Origin of the sequence: Streptomyces sp. NPDC047043 (assembly GCF_040644055.1) — a bacterium.
Lineage (GTDB): Bacteria > Actinomycetota > Actinomycetes > Streptomycetales > Streptomycetaceae > Streptomyces.
Map to the genome: position 1 here is coordinate 186024 of NZ_JBEYVO010000009.1, position 14986 is coordinate 201009.

Sequence of the window (14986 nt, forward strand, 5' to 3'; positions counted from 1 at the left end):
GCTCGGGCTGACTTCGGCAAGTGCGAGGGCGGCGGCGGAACCACGTGCGGTCGCCCAGGGACCCCATGAGTGGCAGACGGTGACGGCCCCGGCGTGCACGCCCGCCGCCCAGCTCATCGATGTCGCGGCCGCCCGTGCCGACCTGGCCTGGGCCGTCGGTGAGGAGGGCCGCAACGGCAGCACGCGCGGCGTCCCGCTCGCCCTCGTCTGGGACGGCGGGGCATGGACCCGGCTCGACCTCTCCCACCTCGGCTACGGCGGCTATCTGCGCTCCGTCGCCGCCGCCCCCGACGGCTCGGCCTGGGCCGTGGGCGCCGACGCGGGCGGCACCGCACACCTCCTCGCCTGGGACGGCAGCACCTGGCAGGAGGCCGACTTCCCGGGCCGGGCGACATCCGGCACCTCCCTCACGGGTGTCGCGGTCGGCACCGACGGCGGCGTACGGATCTCGGGCCGGAACAGCGACGGCTCAGTGCTGCTGCACGGCGACGGCAGCGAGTTGGCGTGGACGGCCCCGCCCCCGAGCGCGACCACCGCCACCCCGTCGGGCGTCCGCGTCACGCTCTCCGGTGACGTCTGGGTCTACGACAGCGCGTTCGTCGCCCGCTGGGACGGCGAGACGTGGACCGAACTGACCGCGCCCGGCGGCATCCGCCCCGCCGTCACGGGCCTGCTGCCGGTCACCGCCGACGACATCTGGCTCACCGGCTACGACTACGGGGTGGGCGGCCCGCCCGGCAAACCCCCGGGCGTCACCCTCAAGCACTGGGACGGCAGCGCCTGGAGCAGCGTCGCCGCCCCCTTCACCGCCGGCATGCTCTCCGCCATCGTCGACGACGGCCGGGGCGGCCCCGACCGCATCGCCGGCTGGGACTTCTGGGACCAGACCCGCGCCCACTACCTCCGCTGGGAGAACGGGAGTTGGGTGAGCGAGCGCGGCCCGACCTCCACAACTCCCGTGCTGCCCATCGGACTTGCGTCCGTGCCCGGCGCGGGCGGCTACTGGTCCGTCGGCACGACGTCCTCCTCGCCGTATCCGCCCGCGCAGGTGCACATCGAGCAGTGACCGCGGCTACGCCAGCCGGATCACGTTCCATGACAGCGGTTCGAGTACGGCGCTGAGCGTGCCGTCCTGCAGCGCGGTGCCCTCGACGGTGTGCGGGGCGACCCGCTCGGGGTCGTCGAGGGTGTTGCGCGCGTCCGGGTCGGCGTCGGCGAGGGCGCTGTGCTCGACGACCGCCGTCAGGTCCAGGCCGTTCAGGGCGACTTCGAGCGGCAGCGCCTCGGTGCGGCTGCGGTTGACGGCGAAGACGGTGACGGTGCCGTCCTCGCCGCGCACCGCGGTGGCGTGCAGCAGGTCGGCCTCGCCGTACTTCTGCGTCTCGTACGTCGGTGAGTCCACCCGGACGTCGAGGACCTGGCCGCGGCCGTGCTCGGCGGCCTGGGCGAAGGGGAAGAAGGTGGTCTGGCGCCAGGCCGGGCCGCCGGGCTCGGTCATGATCGGGGCGATGACGTTGACGAGCTGGGCGAGACAGGCGACGGTGACGCGGTCCGCGTGCCGCAGCAGGGCGATGAGGAGCGAGCCGAAGACGACGGCGTCGGTGACGCTGTAGTTGTCCTCCAGCAGGCGGGGGGCCTCGGGCCAGTCGTCCTGCTCGAACGTCTTGGCGTGCTCCTCCCACTCGGGCAGGTACCAGACGTTCCACTCGTCGAAGGAGAGGTTGATCTTCTTCTTGGACTTCAGCCGGGCGCCCACGTGGTCGGCGGTCGCGACGACGTTCTCGATGAAGGACTCCATGTCGACGGCGGAGGCGAGGAAGGAGTCGATGTCGCCGTTCTCCGGCCAGTAGTAGGCGTGGAGAGAGATGTAGTCGACGAGGTCGTACGTCTCCTTGAGGACCGTCGCCTCCCACTCGGCGAAGGTCGGCATGGACTGGCTGGAGGAACCGCAGGCGACGAGTTCGACCTTCGGGTCGATCTGGCGCATCGCGCGGGCCGTCTCGGCGGCGACCCGGCCGTACTCCTCGGCCGTCTTGTGGCCGGTCTGCCAGGGGCCGTCCATCTCGTTGCCGAGGCACCAGAGCTTGATGCCGAAGGGGTCCTTGTCGCCGTGGGAAGCGCGGAGGTCGGACAGGGCGGTGCCCTCGGTGTGGTTGGCGTACTCCTGGAGTTCGAGGGCCTCGGCGACGCCGCGGGTGCCGAGGTTGACGGCCATCATGGGCTCGGCCTGGGGGCCGACCTTGCGGAGGAAGTCGATGTACTCGGAGAGGCCGAAGCGGTTGGTCTCGGTGGAGTGCCAGGCGAGGTCGAGGCGGCGGGGGCGGTCCTCGACGGGGCCGACGGAGTCCTCCCACTTGTAGCCCGAGACGAAGTTGCCGCCGGGGTAGCGGATGGCGGTGACGCCGAGTTCGCGGACGAGGTCCAGGACGTCCTGGCGCAGGCCCTTGTCGTCGGCGGTGGGGTGGTCCGGTTCGAAGATGCCGGTGTAGACGCAGCGGCCGAGGTGTTCGACGAAGGATCCGAAGAGACGGGGGTTGACCTCGCCGACGGTGAAGGCGGGGTCGAGGGTGAAGCGGGCGGTGCTCATCTTGGCCTTTCAGGTTCAGTTTTGTCTGCAGGTGATTCGTGGCTGGTCGCGCCCACGCGGCGGAGCCGCAAATTGATACAGCCCCGCGCCCCTAGAGGACGGCAGGCCAGCCGTTGGGTGTCCAGCGCAGTCGGTTCAGTCCCAGCTTCGGCGTGCCGTTGTCCTCGGCGTCGTAGTAGTGGTAGGCCAGCCAGTCCCGGCCGTGGTCCCGGAAGACCGATTCCCCGCCCGGACCGATGTACCTGCCGTGACCGGCCAGCAGCAGGTCGCCGCCGCCCTCCAGCAGCGGCTTGCCCGTGCTGTCGACGTACGGGCCCGTCACCTCCGTCGACCTTCCGACCCTGATCTTGTACGTCGAGTTCACGCCCGCACAACACTGGTCGTAGGAGGCGAAGAGGTAGTAGTAGCGGCCGTGCTTCAGCACGTAAGGGCCCTCGACCGCGTACGGGGCGTCCGGGCGGGTCGCCAGGTGGGCGACCGTCGCTCCCGGGATCGCCTTGCCGGTCGTGCGGTCGAGTTCGACCATGCGGATGCCCGTCCAGTACGAGCCGAACGCCATCCACAGCCTGCCGTCGGCGCGGATCACCGCCGGGTCGATGGCGTTCCAGGTGTCCGTCGTCTCGGAGGTGAAGGCCTTGCCGTGGTCGGTCCAGGTGCCGGGGAGGCCGGACGGGGAGGTCGCGACGCCGATCGCGGAGTGGTTCGTGCCCCAGGACGAGACGGCGTAGTACAGCCAGTACCTGCCGGACCGGTAGGAGATGTCCGGTGCCCAGGGGTCCCCGGTGTCGTTGTACTCGTACCACCAACTCGGCGGCTGGGCGAAGGCGTTGCCCGCGTCGTCCCAGTGGTGCAGGTCCTTCGAGAGGCGGGCGCCGATCACGCCGCCGGTCGAATAGGCCGCGTAGCCGCCGGACTCGAGGTGGATGACGGTGGGGTCGTGGATGATCTGCTGGCCGGTGAGCGGGAGTGGGTCGGGGTAGGTCACGTCCGCCTGCGCGGTGGCCGGCAGCAGGGCGATGGCCGCGGCGGCGAGCAGCGCGGCGAGTCTGAATCTCTTCAACTCGAGCTCCCCTCGGGGTGGTTACTGACCGGCCAGGCCGGTGTGCGCGACACCCGCCACGATCTGCCGCTGGAAGAAGACGAAGACGATGATCAGCGGGAGACCTGCCATCAGGCCGCCGGCCATGAGCTGGGCCCACTGGATGCCGTAGGAGTTCATGACGGTCGCGATGCCGTTCGGCATGGTCATCAGGTCGGGGTTGTTGGTCACCATGTAGGGCCACAGGAAGTTGTTCCACGAGGCGATGAAGGTGAAGATGCCGACCGCGGCGAGGGAGGGGCGCGAGAGCGGGACGACGATGGTGAAGAAGACCCGCCAGCGGCCCGCGCCGTCGATGAAGGCCGCCTCCTCGAGTTCGCGCGGGAGGCCCTGGAAGAACTTGTAGAGGATGTAGACCATCGCGGCGGGCGCGCACTGCGGCAGGATCATCCCCCAGTAGGTGTCGACCATGCCCATCTGCTGGACGGTGGTGAAGAGGGGGACGCCGAGGACGGCGGGGGAGATCATCAGGCCCGACATCACGATGCCCATGAGGACGCCCTTGCCGCGGAACTCGGTGCGGGCGAAGCCGTATCCGGCGAGGGCGCTCACGACCAGCACGACGGTGGTCACACACACCGAGACGACCAGCGAGTTGACGAACCAGTTGGTGATGTTGCCGGTCTCGTAGAGGGCTTTCCACGCCTGGCCCGTCCAGATCCTCGGCAGCCAGTGCGGCGGGATCTCGGCGGCTTCGGCCTCGGACTTGAGCGAGGTGAGCAGGGCCGCCGCGATGGGCGCCACGAACACGGCGGAGACGGCGACGCCGAGCAGCGTGAGGACGATCTGGCCGGGCGTCCAGGGCTTGCGGGACTTGGTGCGTACGGTGCGTACGGTCGTCTCGGCGGTGGTCATCGGCCGCCCTCCTCACGGTTGCGCAGCAGCCACATCCGCGCCAGGGCGACGACTGCGATGATCACGAAGAAGATGATGGACATCGCGGAGGCGTAGCCCACGCGGTAGCTGGTGAAGCCCTGTTCGAGGGTGTACTGGACGAAGGAGCGGGTGCTGAGTTCGGGTCCCGGGCCGAAGTCCATCATCACGACGGCCTGGTCGAAGAGCTGGAGCGAGGCGAGGACCTGGAGCGCGATCACCAGGCCGGTGATGTTGCGCAGCATCGGCAGCGTGATGTGGACCATGCGGTGCCAGGCGTTGGCCCCGTCCAGCTTGGCGGCCTCGTAGAGGTGGTCGGGGATGCCCTGGAGCGCCGCGAGGTAGAGCAGGAACGAGAAGCCGACCGTCCACCACAGCGTCTCGATGACGATGGCGAGCATGGCGTACGACTTGTCGGTCAGCCAGGGCGTGTCGATGCCGAGGGTGTGGTTGAACATGCCGATGCCCTGGGTGAACAGCCACTGGAACAGGTTGCCCGCGACGGTCGACGGCAGCAGGAACGGTACGAAGAAGCACAGCCGCCACAGCCATTTGCCGCGCTCGATGTTGTGCGCGAGCAGCGCGAGCAGACAGGCGAGGACCGTGATGCAGGGCACGACCAGCAGCGTGAAGTACGCGCTGTGGCCGAGCGCGTCCCACATCAGCTGGTCGTGCAGGGCCTCGCGGTAGTTGTCGAGGCCGATGAAGCTCGCGCCGTCGCCGGAGATGTTGGCGTCCGTGAAACTGAGGTAGACGCCGCGCAGCAGCGGCCAGATCACGAACAGGACGAAGAGCGCCAGGAACGGGGCGATGAACCAGCCCCCGTGCTGGAAGCCCTGCTTGCGGCGTACGGTCGCGGTCGCGGCGGCGGTCCGTGCGCGCGCCGGCGCGACGACGGTCTGAGCGCTGGTCGTCATGCGACCGCACCTCCCTGCGCGGCGGTCCTGCCGTCCATCGGGTTCTTCGAGGCGAGCAGCTTGACGAGCTCTTTCTTCATCCGCTGTGCGACCGTGGCCGGCCGCGCGGAGCCCATCGTCGAGGAGACGACCATCGGTCCGAGGTCCTGGGCGAGGACGCCGGTGGAGCCCGCGAACCACACCTTCGGCTCGGTGGCCTGGTGGTTCATGGCGCTCACGTACTCGTTCTGTGGGGTGAGCTTCCGGTACGCCGCCGTGGAGAGCGTCGGCCGGTACGCGGGGATGTGTCCGCCGGCCGCCCACTGCAGGGCATGCCGGACGACGTACGCGGCCAGCTCGTGCGCGGCCCGGTTGGTGGCACCGCCGCGGCCCGACCGGTGGGGCAGCACGAAGGAGTGCGACTCGGCGTGGGTGGCCTGCTTGCCGAAGACGGGCGGCAGCGGGGTGGCGCCGTAGTCCAGCTCGGCGCCGGAGAAGACCGGCACGGACCAGTTGCCCTCCCAGGTGAAGGGGGCACCGTTGATGAACTGCTCGCCGGTGGGCGCACCGGGGATGACGTAGCCGTCGGTGACGTGCTGCCGGAAGAACTCCAGGACCCGGGTGGCCTTGTCGACGTCGAAGAGGACCTCGGTGCGGGCGTCGTTGAACCACTCGCCGCCCAGCTGGGTGTAGAAGGCGACGAAGAACCACCACTGGAAGTTCTGGTCGTTGGTCCACAGGCCGATGGTCTGCAGGCCCTTCTTCTGGACCTTTTTCGCCTTCTTCAGGACGTCGAACCACTCGTCGGTGGAGGTGACCGGGATCATCAGGCCGTCCGCGCCGAGCAGGCCGGCCTTCTTCAGCACGTCCCTGCGGTAGAAGCAGAGCTGGACGTGGATGTCGAGCGGCAGGGCGTAGAGCTTGCCGTCGATGACACCGCGGCTCCACAGCGCGGGGTTGTAGTCCTCCTGCCGCACGCCGTACTCGGCGAGCAGGTCGACGTCCCACGGGTCGAGGAGCCGGCCCGGTGAGAAGCCGGCGACCCGGCCCATGTGCATGACCGAGAGCTCGGGGGCGCGGTTGCCGGCGGCGGCCATGGCCAGCTTGGTGTAGAAGGGGTTGCCCCACTGGAGCGTGGAGTCCTTCACCGCGATGCCGGGGTGCTCCTTGCGGAAGGCATCCAGCATCGCAATCATGTTGGCGCCGTCGCCGCCGCTGAAGAGGTTCCAGTACCGCACCCGTGTGTCCGCGTCGGAGGCCAGCGCGTCGGCGCCGGTGCCGAGGGCGGCGAAGCCGAAGCTGCCGGCGACGGCCAGTGCGCCGGCGGTCGCCAGAAGTTGCCTGCGGTTCAGGTCAGGTCGTCCCATGCCCTGCCCTTACTGTTCGAGAAATCGCGCTCAGAGTCCTGTTCGATATATCGGAATGTGCTCGTAACTTCGAACGGGACCGTAAATAGGAAGCGCTTGCCAGTCAATGGTTTGGGCAGGACTTTCCAGCCAGGGGCAGTCGTTCCGGGTTGAACGACCGGTACGACGGCGTAGTCTCGGACCGCCTGCTGTGCGGCGGCGAGAGGGGGAACCGAGCGATGGATTTCGCGGGCGCGCGGCAGAGGACCGCCCGGTTCACTGCCGGTCTACGGCTGTGGCGCTCGCGACGAGCCACCGGGATGCGGGAGCTCACCGCCGGCCTGGCCGCCGCGGTGCGGGCGAGACCATGCCCGCCGGCCGACGCGCGGGAGCTGTGCCGGGCACTGTGCGAGGAGATGAGCGCGCGGCGCGGCGGGCGACCGGTCGAACTGCGCTTCGAGCGCTTCCCGGACGAGATCGAGGTGACCGGCCTCTGGGTGGGCTTCCAGGACTTCGACCTGGTCATCGTCGAGGAACGGGCCGAGGCGATGCAGCAACTGGTCATCCTGGGACACGAGTTGTGGCATCTGCACGCCGGGCACAGTCACCATCACCTGGCGGGAGCGGCACTGGCCGGCCGCCGTGAATGGACGGACCTCAAGAGCGACGCGCTGTCGGTGGCGGCCCGTGACGGTTCCCGTGCGGACGACGAGGCGGAGGCGGACGACTTCGGGCACCGGCTCGCCGCGGAGCTCAGGCCCCTGCTGACGCGGCGGGCCGCCGAGACCCCGCTCGACCCGCTGCGGCGGTCCCTCGGCTACCGCGGGCGCCGGTGAACGCAGCGGTGACCGCGGCCCTGACCCAACTCGCCTGGTCGCCCACCGGGTTCGTCAACGAGTTCTACCCGTCGTTCTGGTGGATCCCGGCCGGCGTGCTGACCGCCGCCCTCGCGATCAAACTGCCCACCATCATCCGGCTGTGGAGCGACCCGCTGCTGCGCGCCGTCGGCGGCGTACTGCTCGTCGCCTGCGCGGTGTTCGTGTTCGTGGCACCGTCGACCATCGCCCGGGTCAACCGGATCACCGGCGTGCCGAACATCTCGGCCCCCTGGGTGTACTCGCTGCTGACCGCGTTCTGCGGCTCCTGCCTGCTGCTGATCATCGCCTGGCGCAACGGCCTGGGCGACCGCTCGGCGGCGACCGTCCGCGCCGTGCGCTGGGTCGTCGCGGGCTCGCTCGGCGTGATCGTCGCCCTGTGGGTGCTGTTCGCCCTGGCGGACGCCCCGGTGGAACGACTGCGCGACCTGGACACGTACTACGCCAACACCCCGTACATGCGCGAGATGATCCTGCTCTACCTGCTCGCGCAGGCCGTGGCCACCGTGATCACCTCGGGACTGATCTGGAACTGGGTGCGCACCGACGGGCTCGACGCCTGGCTGCGCTGGGGCCTGAAGTTCCTCGGCGTCGGGTACGCGGCCCAACTCTCCTTCTACGCCGTCAAGTTGCCGGCGGTGGTGGCCCGCTGGACCGGCCATGACCTGGACTGGCTGAGCACGGCCGTGGCACCCCCGCTGGCCTGCCTCTCCGCCCTTCTGATCGCGGTCGGGTTCATCCTGCCGCACGCCGGCCAGTACCTGCACGAGCGCTGGCGGGTGCGGCTCGCCCACCACCGGCTGCGACCGCTGTACCTGCTGATGCGCACCGTGAACGGCGGCGGCGTCTCCTTCGTCCTGCGCGCCACGCCGGAGCTGCGGCTGATCCGCCGGGAGACGTTCATCCGCGACGTGCTGCTGCCGCTGGCCCGGCACATCGACGAGGACGGGCGCCACAGGGCGTACGAGGGAGCGCTCGCCCTCGGCTTCGAGCCGGACCGGGCGAGGGCGCTCGCCTCCGCCGTGGCGATCCAGGACGCCGTCGAGGCGCGGCGCTGGTCGACGGACGGCGAGGGCGGGCACGACCCCGACACCACGGACCTGCTCCGCGAGATCGGCGCGGTCTCCCGCGCCCTGCGCCGCCCCGACGACCTGCTGGCGGTGCGGGCCCGCGCGGCGGGGCCCGCACCCGTGCTCAGCCCGCGAACGCCGGCTGCGGCAGGCCCTTTCCGGCGCCGGGGACGACCAGCAGAGAGCCCGCCACCGGGTGGGGTGCCGCGAGGCCGACGCGGGCCGTCGTGATGTACAGGTCGGTCAGGTCCGAGCCGCCGAAGGCGCAGGCGGTCACCCGGGGCGTGGGCAGTTCGATCACGCGGTCCAGTTCGCCGTCGGGCGTGTAGCGACGTACCGCAGCGCCGTCCCACAGGGCCACCCACACACAGCCGTCGGCATCGACCGTCAGCCCGTCGGGAAAGCCGGCGTCCTCCTCGATCTGCGCGAACCGGCGCCGGTCCGCGACCCGGCCGCCCTCGTGGTGGAAGACGTCGACCTGCCGTGTCGGCGAGTCGACGTAGTACATGAGCCGCCCGTCGGGACTCCACCCGGTGCCGTTGCTGACGGCGACGTCGTCGAGAACCGTCTCGACATCCCCCTCCCCCGTGATCCGGGAGAGCGTGCCGCCGCCGGGGGCCTCGTCGTAGCGCATGGTGCCGGCCCACAGCGAGCCGTCGGGGGCGACGGCGGCGTCGTTGGCACGCCGGCCGGGCACGACCTCGCGATGCAGCCAGCGGAAACCGCCGTCCGGGTCGACGAGCCCGACGCCGTCGCGGAGGTTGAGGACCAGACCGCCGCCGGCCCTCGGCTTCGCCGCGCCCACGTGCTGGTCGGTCACCCGCACCGTGCGACGACCCGAGACAGGGTCGTACGTGTACACCCGTGCACCCAGAATGTCGATCCAGATCAGCCGCCCGGCGTCCGCGTCCCACGTCGGGCCCTCGCCCAGGGTCGCCTCGGCGCGCACCGCCACCTCGTACGCCGTCATGCGACGGTCCGGTGGCCGAGGCGCTCCGAGAGCTCGACGGCGCCCTTGGCGGCGAGCTGCTCCAGCTCGGCGCGGCGGTCGTCGCTCCAGCGGATCATGGGGACGGAGATGGAAAGTGCGGCGACGACCTGCCCCGTACGGTCCCGCACGGGCGCGGCCACACAGCTCACGTCCGGGTTGGACTCCCGGCTCTCGACCGCGATCCCCCGCTGCCGGATCTGTGCGAGGGCCTCGCGCAGGGCGGCCGGCTCGGTGATGCTGTTGGGTGTCATCGCGACGAGTTCGGCGTCGTCCGGGATGCGCGCGGTGAGTTCCTGCTCCGGAAGGGAGGCCAGCAGCATCTTCCCGACGGACGTGCAGTGCGCGGGCAGCCGGCGCCCGGCGGCGGACACCATCCGCACCGCATGCGTCGAGTCCACCTTGGCGATGTAGATGACGTCGGTGCCCTCGAGGATCGCCACGTGCACGGTCTCGTCGCAGGTCTCGGCGACGGACCGGGCGACCTGCTGCCCCTCGGCGGCGAGGTCCAGCTGCTCGGCGTACCGGCTGCCGAGCTGGTAAGGCCGCACACCCAGCCGGTAGCGTCCGGGCTGCCCCGGCACCTGGACGATGTACGACCGGGCGGCGAGCGTGGTGACCAGCTCGTGCACGGTGGTGCGCGGCAGCTGCAGCTTGCGCACTATGTCGGGGGCGGAGAGCGTCCCGTCCCCGTCGAGGAAGAGCTCGAGAATGTCGAGAGCCCGGGTCACGGCAGGTACGAGGCGTCCCACGACCGGCCCCCTCCCTTATTTTCCTAGGCGTCTGTGTTCGAAATTTCAACAGACGATCGGCATGACGAACACAGGTTAGGCGTAGCTTGTTTGCCCGGGCAATGGTTCTGCGCAGACCGCCTTGTGCCCGCTGGGGTATTACTGTCTCCCAAGTGCGACACGTCACGTCATGTCGCACGTTGGGCAGCCGGGACGGGAGGGGTCCACGGCGCCCTGAGTATGTGATTGGGGGGTTCCGTGCACGAAATGGTCAAGGGCTCGAACGTGTCTCTGACGAGCCTGAGCGAGAACGCCGGTTCCGTCATCGTCGGTCTCGGCTGGACCAGTCCGAGCGGCGAGGGCGACGCGGACGTGTCCGTTCTGCTGCTGGACGCGAACGGCAAGGTCCGCAGCGACACCGACTTCTACTTCTACAACAACCCGGTGGCCGCTGACGGAAGCGTGCAGCTGCTGGGCAAGACGCCCACGGAGGACGGCAACGAGGACCGGATCAGCTTCGATCTCACCGCGGTGGCGGCCGACGTCGACCGGATCGTCGTGGCCGCGAGCCGGTACGAGAGCGCCCGCTTCGGGGAACTCGACGACCTGCAGGTGACGCTGGCCGACGCTGCGGGCGAGCACCTGCTGCGCTTCGCGATCGACGACGCCGGATCGGTGAGCGCGATCATCTTCGGTGAGCTGTACCGGCGCGGCCAGGAATGGAAGTTCCGCGCCGTCGGCCAGGGCTACGACAACGGACTGGCCGGACTGGCAACGGACTTCGGCGTCGACATCGACGACGATGCGGCAGAGACAACCGAAGCCGAAACGCTGAGCGGTGCCGAGAACGGCACGCAGGCCGACCTCGCCCCCTCCGCAGCACCCCCGCCCGTGGAACCCCTTCCGCAGGCGGCGCTCGATGCCATCCCCGCTCCCCGGCGGCCCGACATGGAGTCCGCGGCCGCCCCGCAGAAGACGGCCGCACGCCCTCGTACGGCCAAGAAGAAGGTCACCCTGCCCAAGGTGACCAAGAAGTCGCTGGCGGAGAACGAGTCGTGGCGGGAAGCCCGGCTCTTCCCGGTCTCCGTGCTCAAGAGCGACCGGGACCGCGAGATGCGAGCCACCTCGGTACTGCTGTCGGTGATGGCGCAGGTGCCCGAGTTCGGCAGACGGCTCACCGCGGCGTTCGGGGCACCGGCAGGCCGTATGGAGACGTTCACCGAGGTCTCCCTACCGCACGGCGACACGCCCCGGCGCCCCGACGGGGTGATCCGCGTCGAACGGGCGGGGAAGCTGTGGACGGCGCTGGTGGAGACCAAGACCAACGGCAACGCCCTCAAGTCCGACCAGGTGCAGGCCTACATGGACATCGCCGCGCGCCGTGGCTACGAGGCGGTCATCACGCTGTCGAACGACGTCGCCCTGGAGGGCAGTCCCCTCGTCGACGTCAAGATCGACGGACGGCGCAAGCACAAGGTGGCTCTACGGCATCTCTCCTGGGCCGAAGTCGCCCACCAGGCACAGCTGTTGATCCGCCACGAGGGCGTCGGGAACGCGGCGCACGCCTGGCTGCTCCAGGAACTGCTGCACTATCTGCAGCACGAGAACTCGGGGTGCCACGGCTTCCAGAACATGGGCTCGGCCTGGGTGCCCGTACGCAACGGCATCGACGACGAGACCCTGTGTCAGGGTGACCCGCGCGCGCTGGAAGTGGTGCAGAGCTGGGAGCGGCTCGTCCGCCAGGTGTGCCTCGGCCTCGGTGGCGAACTCGGCCAGAAGGTCCTGCCCGTCCAGCGGGCCAAGCGCGGAACGGATCCCGGAGCCCGTCGTTCCGAACTGGCCGACCGGCTCTGCGCCGACGGCAGACTCCAGGCGGAGCTGCGCATCGAAGGCACGCCGGGCCTGCTCGCCGTCGCCGCCGACCTGCGGACCGGCAAACTGCGCACGTCCTTCGAGATTCCGGCGCCGGACCAGGGCTACCCGCTGACTTGGGCCAAGCGCCTCATTCGCCGGCTGGAGGCAGCACCGGCTGATCTTCACGTGGAAACCCTGGTCGACGGCGAGACGGGCGGCCCCCGCGGCACCCTGGAGCGCCTGCGCCCAGAGCCGGCCGACATGCTGCCCAAGAACACCGCCATCCGGATCACCGGTTTCCGTCTGTCCCTCTTGAAGAGCATGGGCAGCGGCCGCGGCAACGCCGAAACGGGCTTCATCCGCAGCGTGGACGATGCCGTGAATCGGTTCTATACGACTGTCGTTGTCCACCTGGACGATCAGACGTCCCGGCGGACTTCCGCGAAGGAGCGCAGCGCAACGGGCTGATCCTGCAGCCCGCCCTGCCGTCAGCCCTGCACCGTTACGCGAGCCTGTCCTGGTCCTCATGGCCAGGACAGGTCCGGCGTATGCATGCCACTGCAACTGCCCGGAACGGCGCTGCGTCTGCCCTGGCATGGTGCTCACACCTCCACCCATCTCCTGGCTGCGCTGCGGTCACGGGGTGGACTCGCCGGACGGGGAGGAGGGCTGTACCGGTCGTGCAGTCGCTCCTCACAGCGAATGTCTTGCTCACCTCTCCGACACGGACCGTGACGACTACCTCTCGTCCCTGTCCGCGGGGAGCCGCGTCGACCACCGCGGCACCACCCTCGACGCCTCCTTGCTCAGCCGGTTGCTGAACGCCGTGCGCGACCCGGAAAGCGGACGTCCCCGCCTGTCCGCGGCCTCCTTCAGCCGGGCGGTCTTCAAGGGTTATGCCGACTTCGATGCAGCAGTCTTCGACGGCGACGCCGCCTTCAACTCAGCGACCTTCGAGGGCCACGCCGCTTTTGTCTCCGCGACTTTCAACACGGCCGCAGGCTTCGAGGAGACGGTGTTCCAGGGCGATGCGCGGTTCGGTTCGGCAACTTTTTGGGGCGACGCCGAGTTCAGATCAGCGACTTTTCGGAAATCCGCATGGTTCGAATCTGCAGTCTTCGAGGGCGCCGCCAGGTTCGGTGGGTCGACGACGAGCTTCGAGGGCATCGCCGGATTCGCTTCAGCGACCTTCAACAACGAAGCCGAATTCGCCTGGGCGAAGTTCAACGGCCACGTCACATTCGAATCGGCCTCCTTCAAAGGAGATGCCAGATTCGAGTCGGCCAGATTTTGCGGCGGCGCAAAGTTCAAGGCCGCAACCTTCGAGGAATATGCGGAGTTCAACTCGTCTGGCTTCGAGGTGGAGGCCGACTTCAGCCGTACGACCTTCGAGGGCTCAGCCTGGTTCGAGTCGGCGGTCTTCCAAGATGGCGCCGAGTTCAGCTTCGCGCACTTCCTCAAGGACGCCAGGTTCGCCTCGGCGACATTCGCACGGGCGACCACGTTCGGCTCGGCCAAGTTCGCACACGACACCAGGTTCGACGCCACGGTCCTGGCCGGCGACGCCAACTTCACATCGGTGGTCTTCGAGCGCACCGCCCAGCTCGGACCGCTGTCGTGCGCAGCGGAGTTGCAACTGTCCGATGCCGTCTTCAACGCTCCCGTGACGATCAACATCGCCGCATGTCGCCTGGTGTGCCGACGAACGCGTTGGTCCTCGCTGACCAGCGTGCGCCTGCGCCATGCCACCGCGGACTTCGCACTGGCGGTCTTCGAATACCCCCTCAGTATCTCCGCTGAATCCAAGCCCTTTGTTCTCGCCACCGGGCGCCCCCTGGACGAGACGATGGTCGACCCCGTCCCGGACGGCAGCGCCACCGTGCGCATCGTGTCGCTGCATGGCGTGGACGCAGCACACCTGGTTCTGGCCGATGTTGATCTGTCGTGCTGCCCCTTCACCGGGATCGTGCACTTGGACCAACTGAAGCTGGAAGGCACCTGCTCCTTCGCCGAGGTTCCGGCCCAAGTCCACTGGCAACGCTGGCGTCCCGTGCGCTTCACAGCGCGCCGCACTCTGATCGAGGAGCACTACTGGCGCGCGAGTCAGCCGTCGGCCGCCCGGGAATGGAGACGAGACGAGTCCGGCGAGGCGGACGCTCGGCCCGCGGCACTGGCACCCGTGTACCGGGCCCTGCGGAAATCCTTCGAGGACAGCAAGAACGAGCCCGGCGCCGCGGACTTCTACTACGGCGAGATGGAAATGCGCCGTCATGCACCGGAGGCGCCCAGGGCCGAACGCAGTCTGCTCGCGGCGTACTGGGCTTTGTCCGGTTACGGGCTGCGGGCGACCCGCGCTCTCGTCTGGCTCCTGCTCGCCATGACAGCCACGGTCCTCGCGATGACACTCTGGGGAATTCCCGCAGGACACGGCCATGCAAAGCCGGTTGTGTCCTCCGGCGAACGATTAGACCAAAGCCTCCGAGTGGTGATGAACTCTGTCATCTTTCGCACTTCAGGCCAGAATCTGACCACGGCAGGTACATACATCGAGATGGCGTCCCGATTGACCGAACCGATCCTGCTCGGTCTCGCCGTGCTTGCCGTCCGTGGACGGGTCAAACGATAACCGCCCTATTCCTGCCGACCAGTGGATGCCTCATTCTGATC

General features: G+C 69.2%; 12 protein-coding genes. 5 read left to right on the forward strand and 7 right to left on the reverse strand.

Going from position 1 to position 14986, the window contains the following annotated elements:
* Positions 1-79: 79 nt before the first annotated feature.
* Positions 80-1066, forward strand: coding sequence for a hypothetical protein (locus tag ABZ880_RS16270; protein ID WP_361262355.1), 987 nt, complete (start codon positions 80-82; stop codon positions 1064-1066).
* A 6-nt stretch (positions 1067-1072) separates the two neighbouring features.
* On the opposite strand, the gene ABZ880_RS16275 is transcribed toward ABZ880_RS16270, so the two are convergent.
* From ABZ880_RS16275 to ABZ880_RS16295, 5 genes are all read right to left on the reverse strand, one after another.
* Positions 1073-2587 (reverse strand): alpha-N-arabinofuranosidase, encoded by a 1515-nt coding sequence (locus ABZ880_RS16275; protein ID WP_361262358.1) that lies wholly within the window; start codon positions 2585-2587, stop codon positions 1073-1075.
* A gap of 91 nt (positions 2588-2678) precedes the next feature.
* Positions 2679-3647, reverse strand: coding sequence for an arabinan endo-1,5-alpha-L-arabinosidase (locus ABZ880_RS16280; protein WP_361262361.1), 969 nt, complete (start codon positions 3645-3647; stop codon positions 2679-2681).
* A 21-nt stretch (positions 3648-3668) separates the two neighbouring features.
* Positions 3669-4541, reverse strand: a complete 873-nt coding sequence (locus ABZ880_RS16285; RefSeq protein ID WP_361262364.1) for a carbohydrate ABC transporter permease — start codon at positions 4539-4541, stop codon at positions 3669-3671.
* A complete protein-coding gene (locus ABZ880_RS16290; RefSeq protein WP_361262367.1) occupies positions 4538-5476 on the reverse strand; it encodes a sugar ABC transporter permease in 939 nt (312 codons plus the stop codon). Before ABZ880_RS16290 ends, ABZ880_RS16285 begins: the two co-directional genes overlap by 4 nt.
* Positions 5473-6822, reverse strand: a complete 1350-nt coding sequence (locus tag ABZ880_RS16295; RefSeq protein WP_361262370.1) for an extracellular solute-binding protein — start codon at positions 6820-6822, stop codon at positions 5473-5475. Before ABZ880_RS16295 ends, ABZ880_RS16290 begins: the two co-directional genes overlap by 4 nt.
* A 218-nt stretch (positions 6823-7040) precedes the next feature.
* Here ABZ880_RS16295 and ABZ880_RS16300 point away from each other — a divergent pair, with 218 nt between their 5' ends.
* Both ABZ880_RS16300 and ABZ880_RS16305 read left to right on the forward strand, forming a co-directional pair.
* Positions 7041-7637: a toxin-antitoxin system, toxin component family protein gene (locus ABZ880_RS16300; RefSeq protein WP_361262372.1), complete on the forward strand. Its 597-nt coding sequence runs from the start codon at positions 7041-7043 to the stop codon at positions 7635-7637.
* A gap of 20 nt (positions 7638-7657) precedes the next feature.
* Positions 7658-8977, forward strand: a complete 1320-nt coding sequence (locus ABZ880_RS16305; RefSeq protein WP_361262724.1) for a DUF6545 domain-containing protein — start codon at positions 7658-7660, stop codon at positions 8975-8977.
* Here the strand turns inward: ABZ880_RS16305 and ABZ880_RS16310 are convergent.
* Together ABZ880_RS16310 and ABZ880_RS16315 are read right to left on the reverse strand one after the other, a co-directional pair.
* Entirely contained in the window at positions 8871-9716 is an 846-nt protein-coding gene (locus tag ABZ880_RS16310; RefSeq protein ID WP_361262375.1) for an SMP-30/gluconolactonase/LRE family protein, read from the reverse strand. The two genes, ABZ880_RS16305 and ABZ880_RS16310, sit on opposite strands and share 107 nt — an antisense overlap.
* On the reverse strand, positions 9713-10486 hold the full coding sequence (locus ABZ880_RS16315; RefSeq protein ID WP_361262378.1) for an IclR family transcriptional regulator: 774 nt from the start codon (positions 10484-10486) through the stop codon (positions 9713-9715). The genes ABZ880_RS16310 and ABZ880_RS16315 overlap by 4 nt, the downstream gene beginning before the upstream one ends.
* A 246-nt stretch (positions 10487-10732) precedes the next feature.
* Here ABZ880_RS16315 and ABZ880_RS16320 point away from each other — a divergent pair, with 246 nt between their 5' ends.
* Together ABZ880_RS16320 and ABZ880_RS16325 are read left to right on the forward strand one after the other, a co-directional pair.
* Positions 10733-12787, forward strand: a complete 2055-nt coding sequence (locus tag ABZ880_RS16320; protein WP_361262727.1) for a TerD family protein — start codon at positions 10733-10735, stop codon at positions 12785-12787.
* A 175-nt stretch (positions 12788-12962) separates the two neighbouring features.
* Positions 12963-14945, forward strand: coding sequence for a pentapeptide repeat-containing protein (locus ABZ880_RS16325; protein WP_361262381.1), 1983 nt, complete (start codon positions 12963-12965; stop codon positions 14943-14945).
* The last annotated feature ends 41 nt before the right edge of the window (positions 14946-14986 follow it).

What these genes read in the sequence shown, in the direction of transcription:
- ABZ880_RS16275 (WP_361262358.1), bottom strand. Translation starts at nt 2,587, where the DNA reads ATGAGCACCGCCCGCTTCACCCTCGACCCCGCCTTCACCGTCGGCGAG.
- ABZ880_RS16285 (WP_361262364.1), bottom strand. Translation starts at nt 4,541, where the DNA reads ATGACCACCGCCGAGACGACCGTACGCACCGTACGCACCAAGTCCCGC.
- ABZ880_RS16290 (WP_361262367.1), bottom strand. Translation starts at nt 5,476, where the DNA reads ATGACGACCAGCGCTCAGACCGTCGTCGCGCCGGCGCGCGCACGGACC.
- ABZ880_RS16295 (WP_361262370.1), bottom strand. Translation starts at nt 6,822, where the DNA reads ATGGGACGACCTGACCTGAACCGCAGGCAACTTCTGGCGACCGCCGGC.
- ABZ880_RS16300 (WP_361262372.1), top strand. Translation starts at nt 7,041, where the DNA reads ATGGATTTCGCGGGCGCGCGGCAGAGGACCGCCCGGTTCACTGCCGGT.
- ABZ880_RS16310 (WP_361262375.1), bottom strand. Translation starts at nt 9,716, where the DNA reads ATGACGGCGTACGAGGTGGCGGTGCGCGCCGAGGCGACCCTGGGCGAG.
- ABZ880_RS16320 (WP_361262727.1), top strand. Translation starts at nt 10,733, where the DNA reads ATGGTCAAGGGCTCGAACGTGTCTCTGACGAGCCTGAGCGAGAACGCC.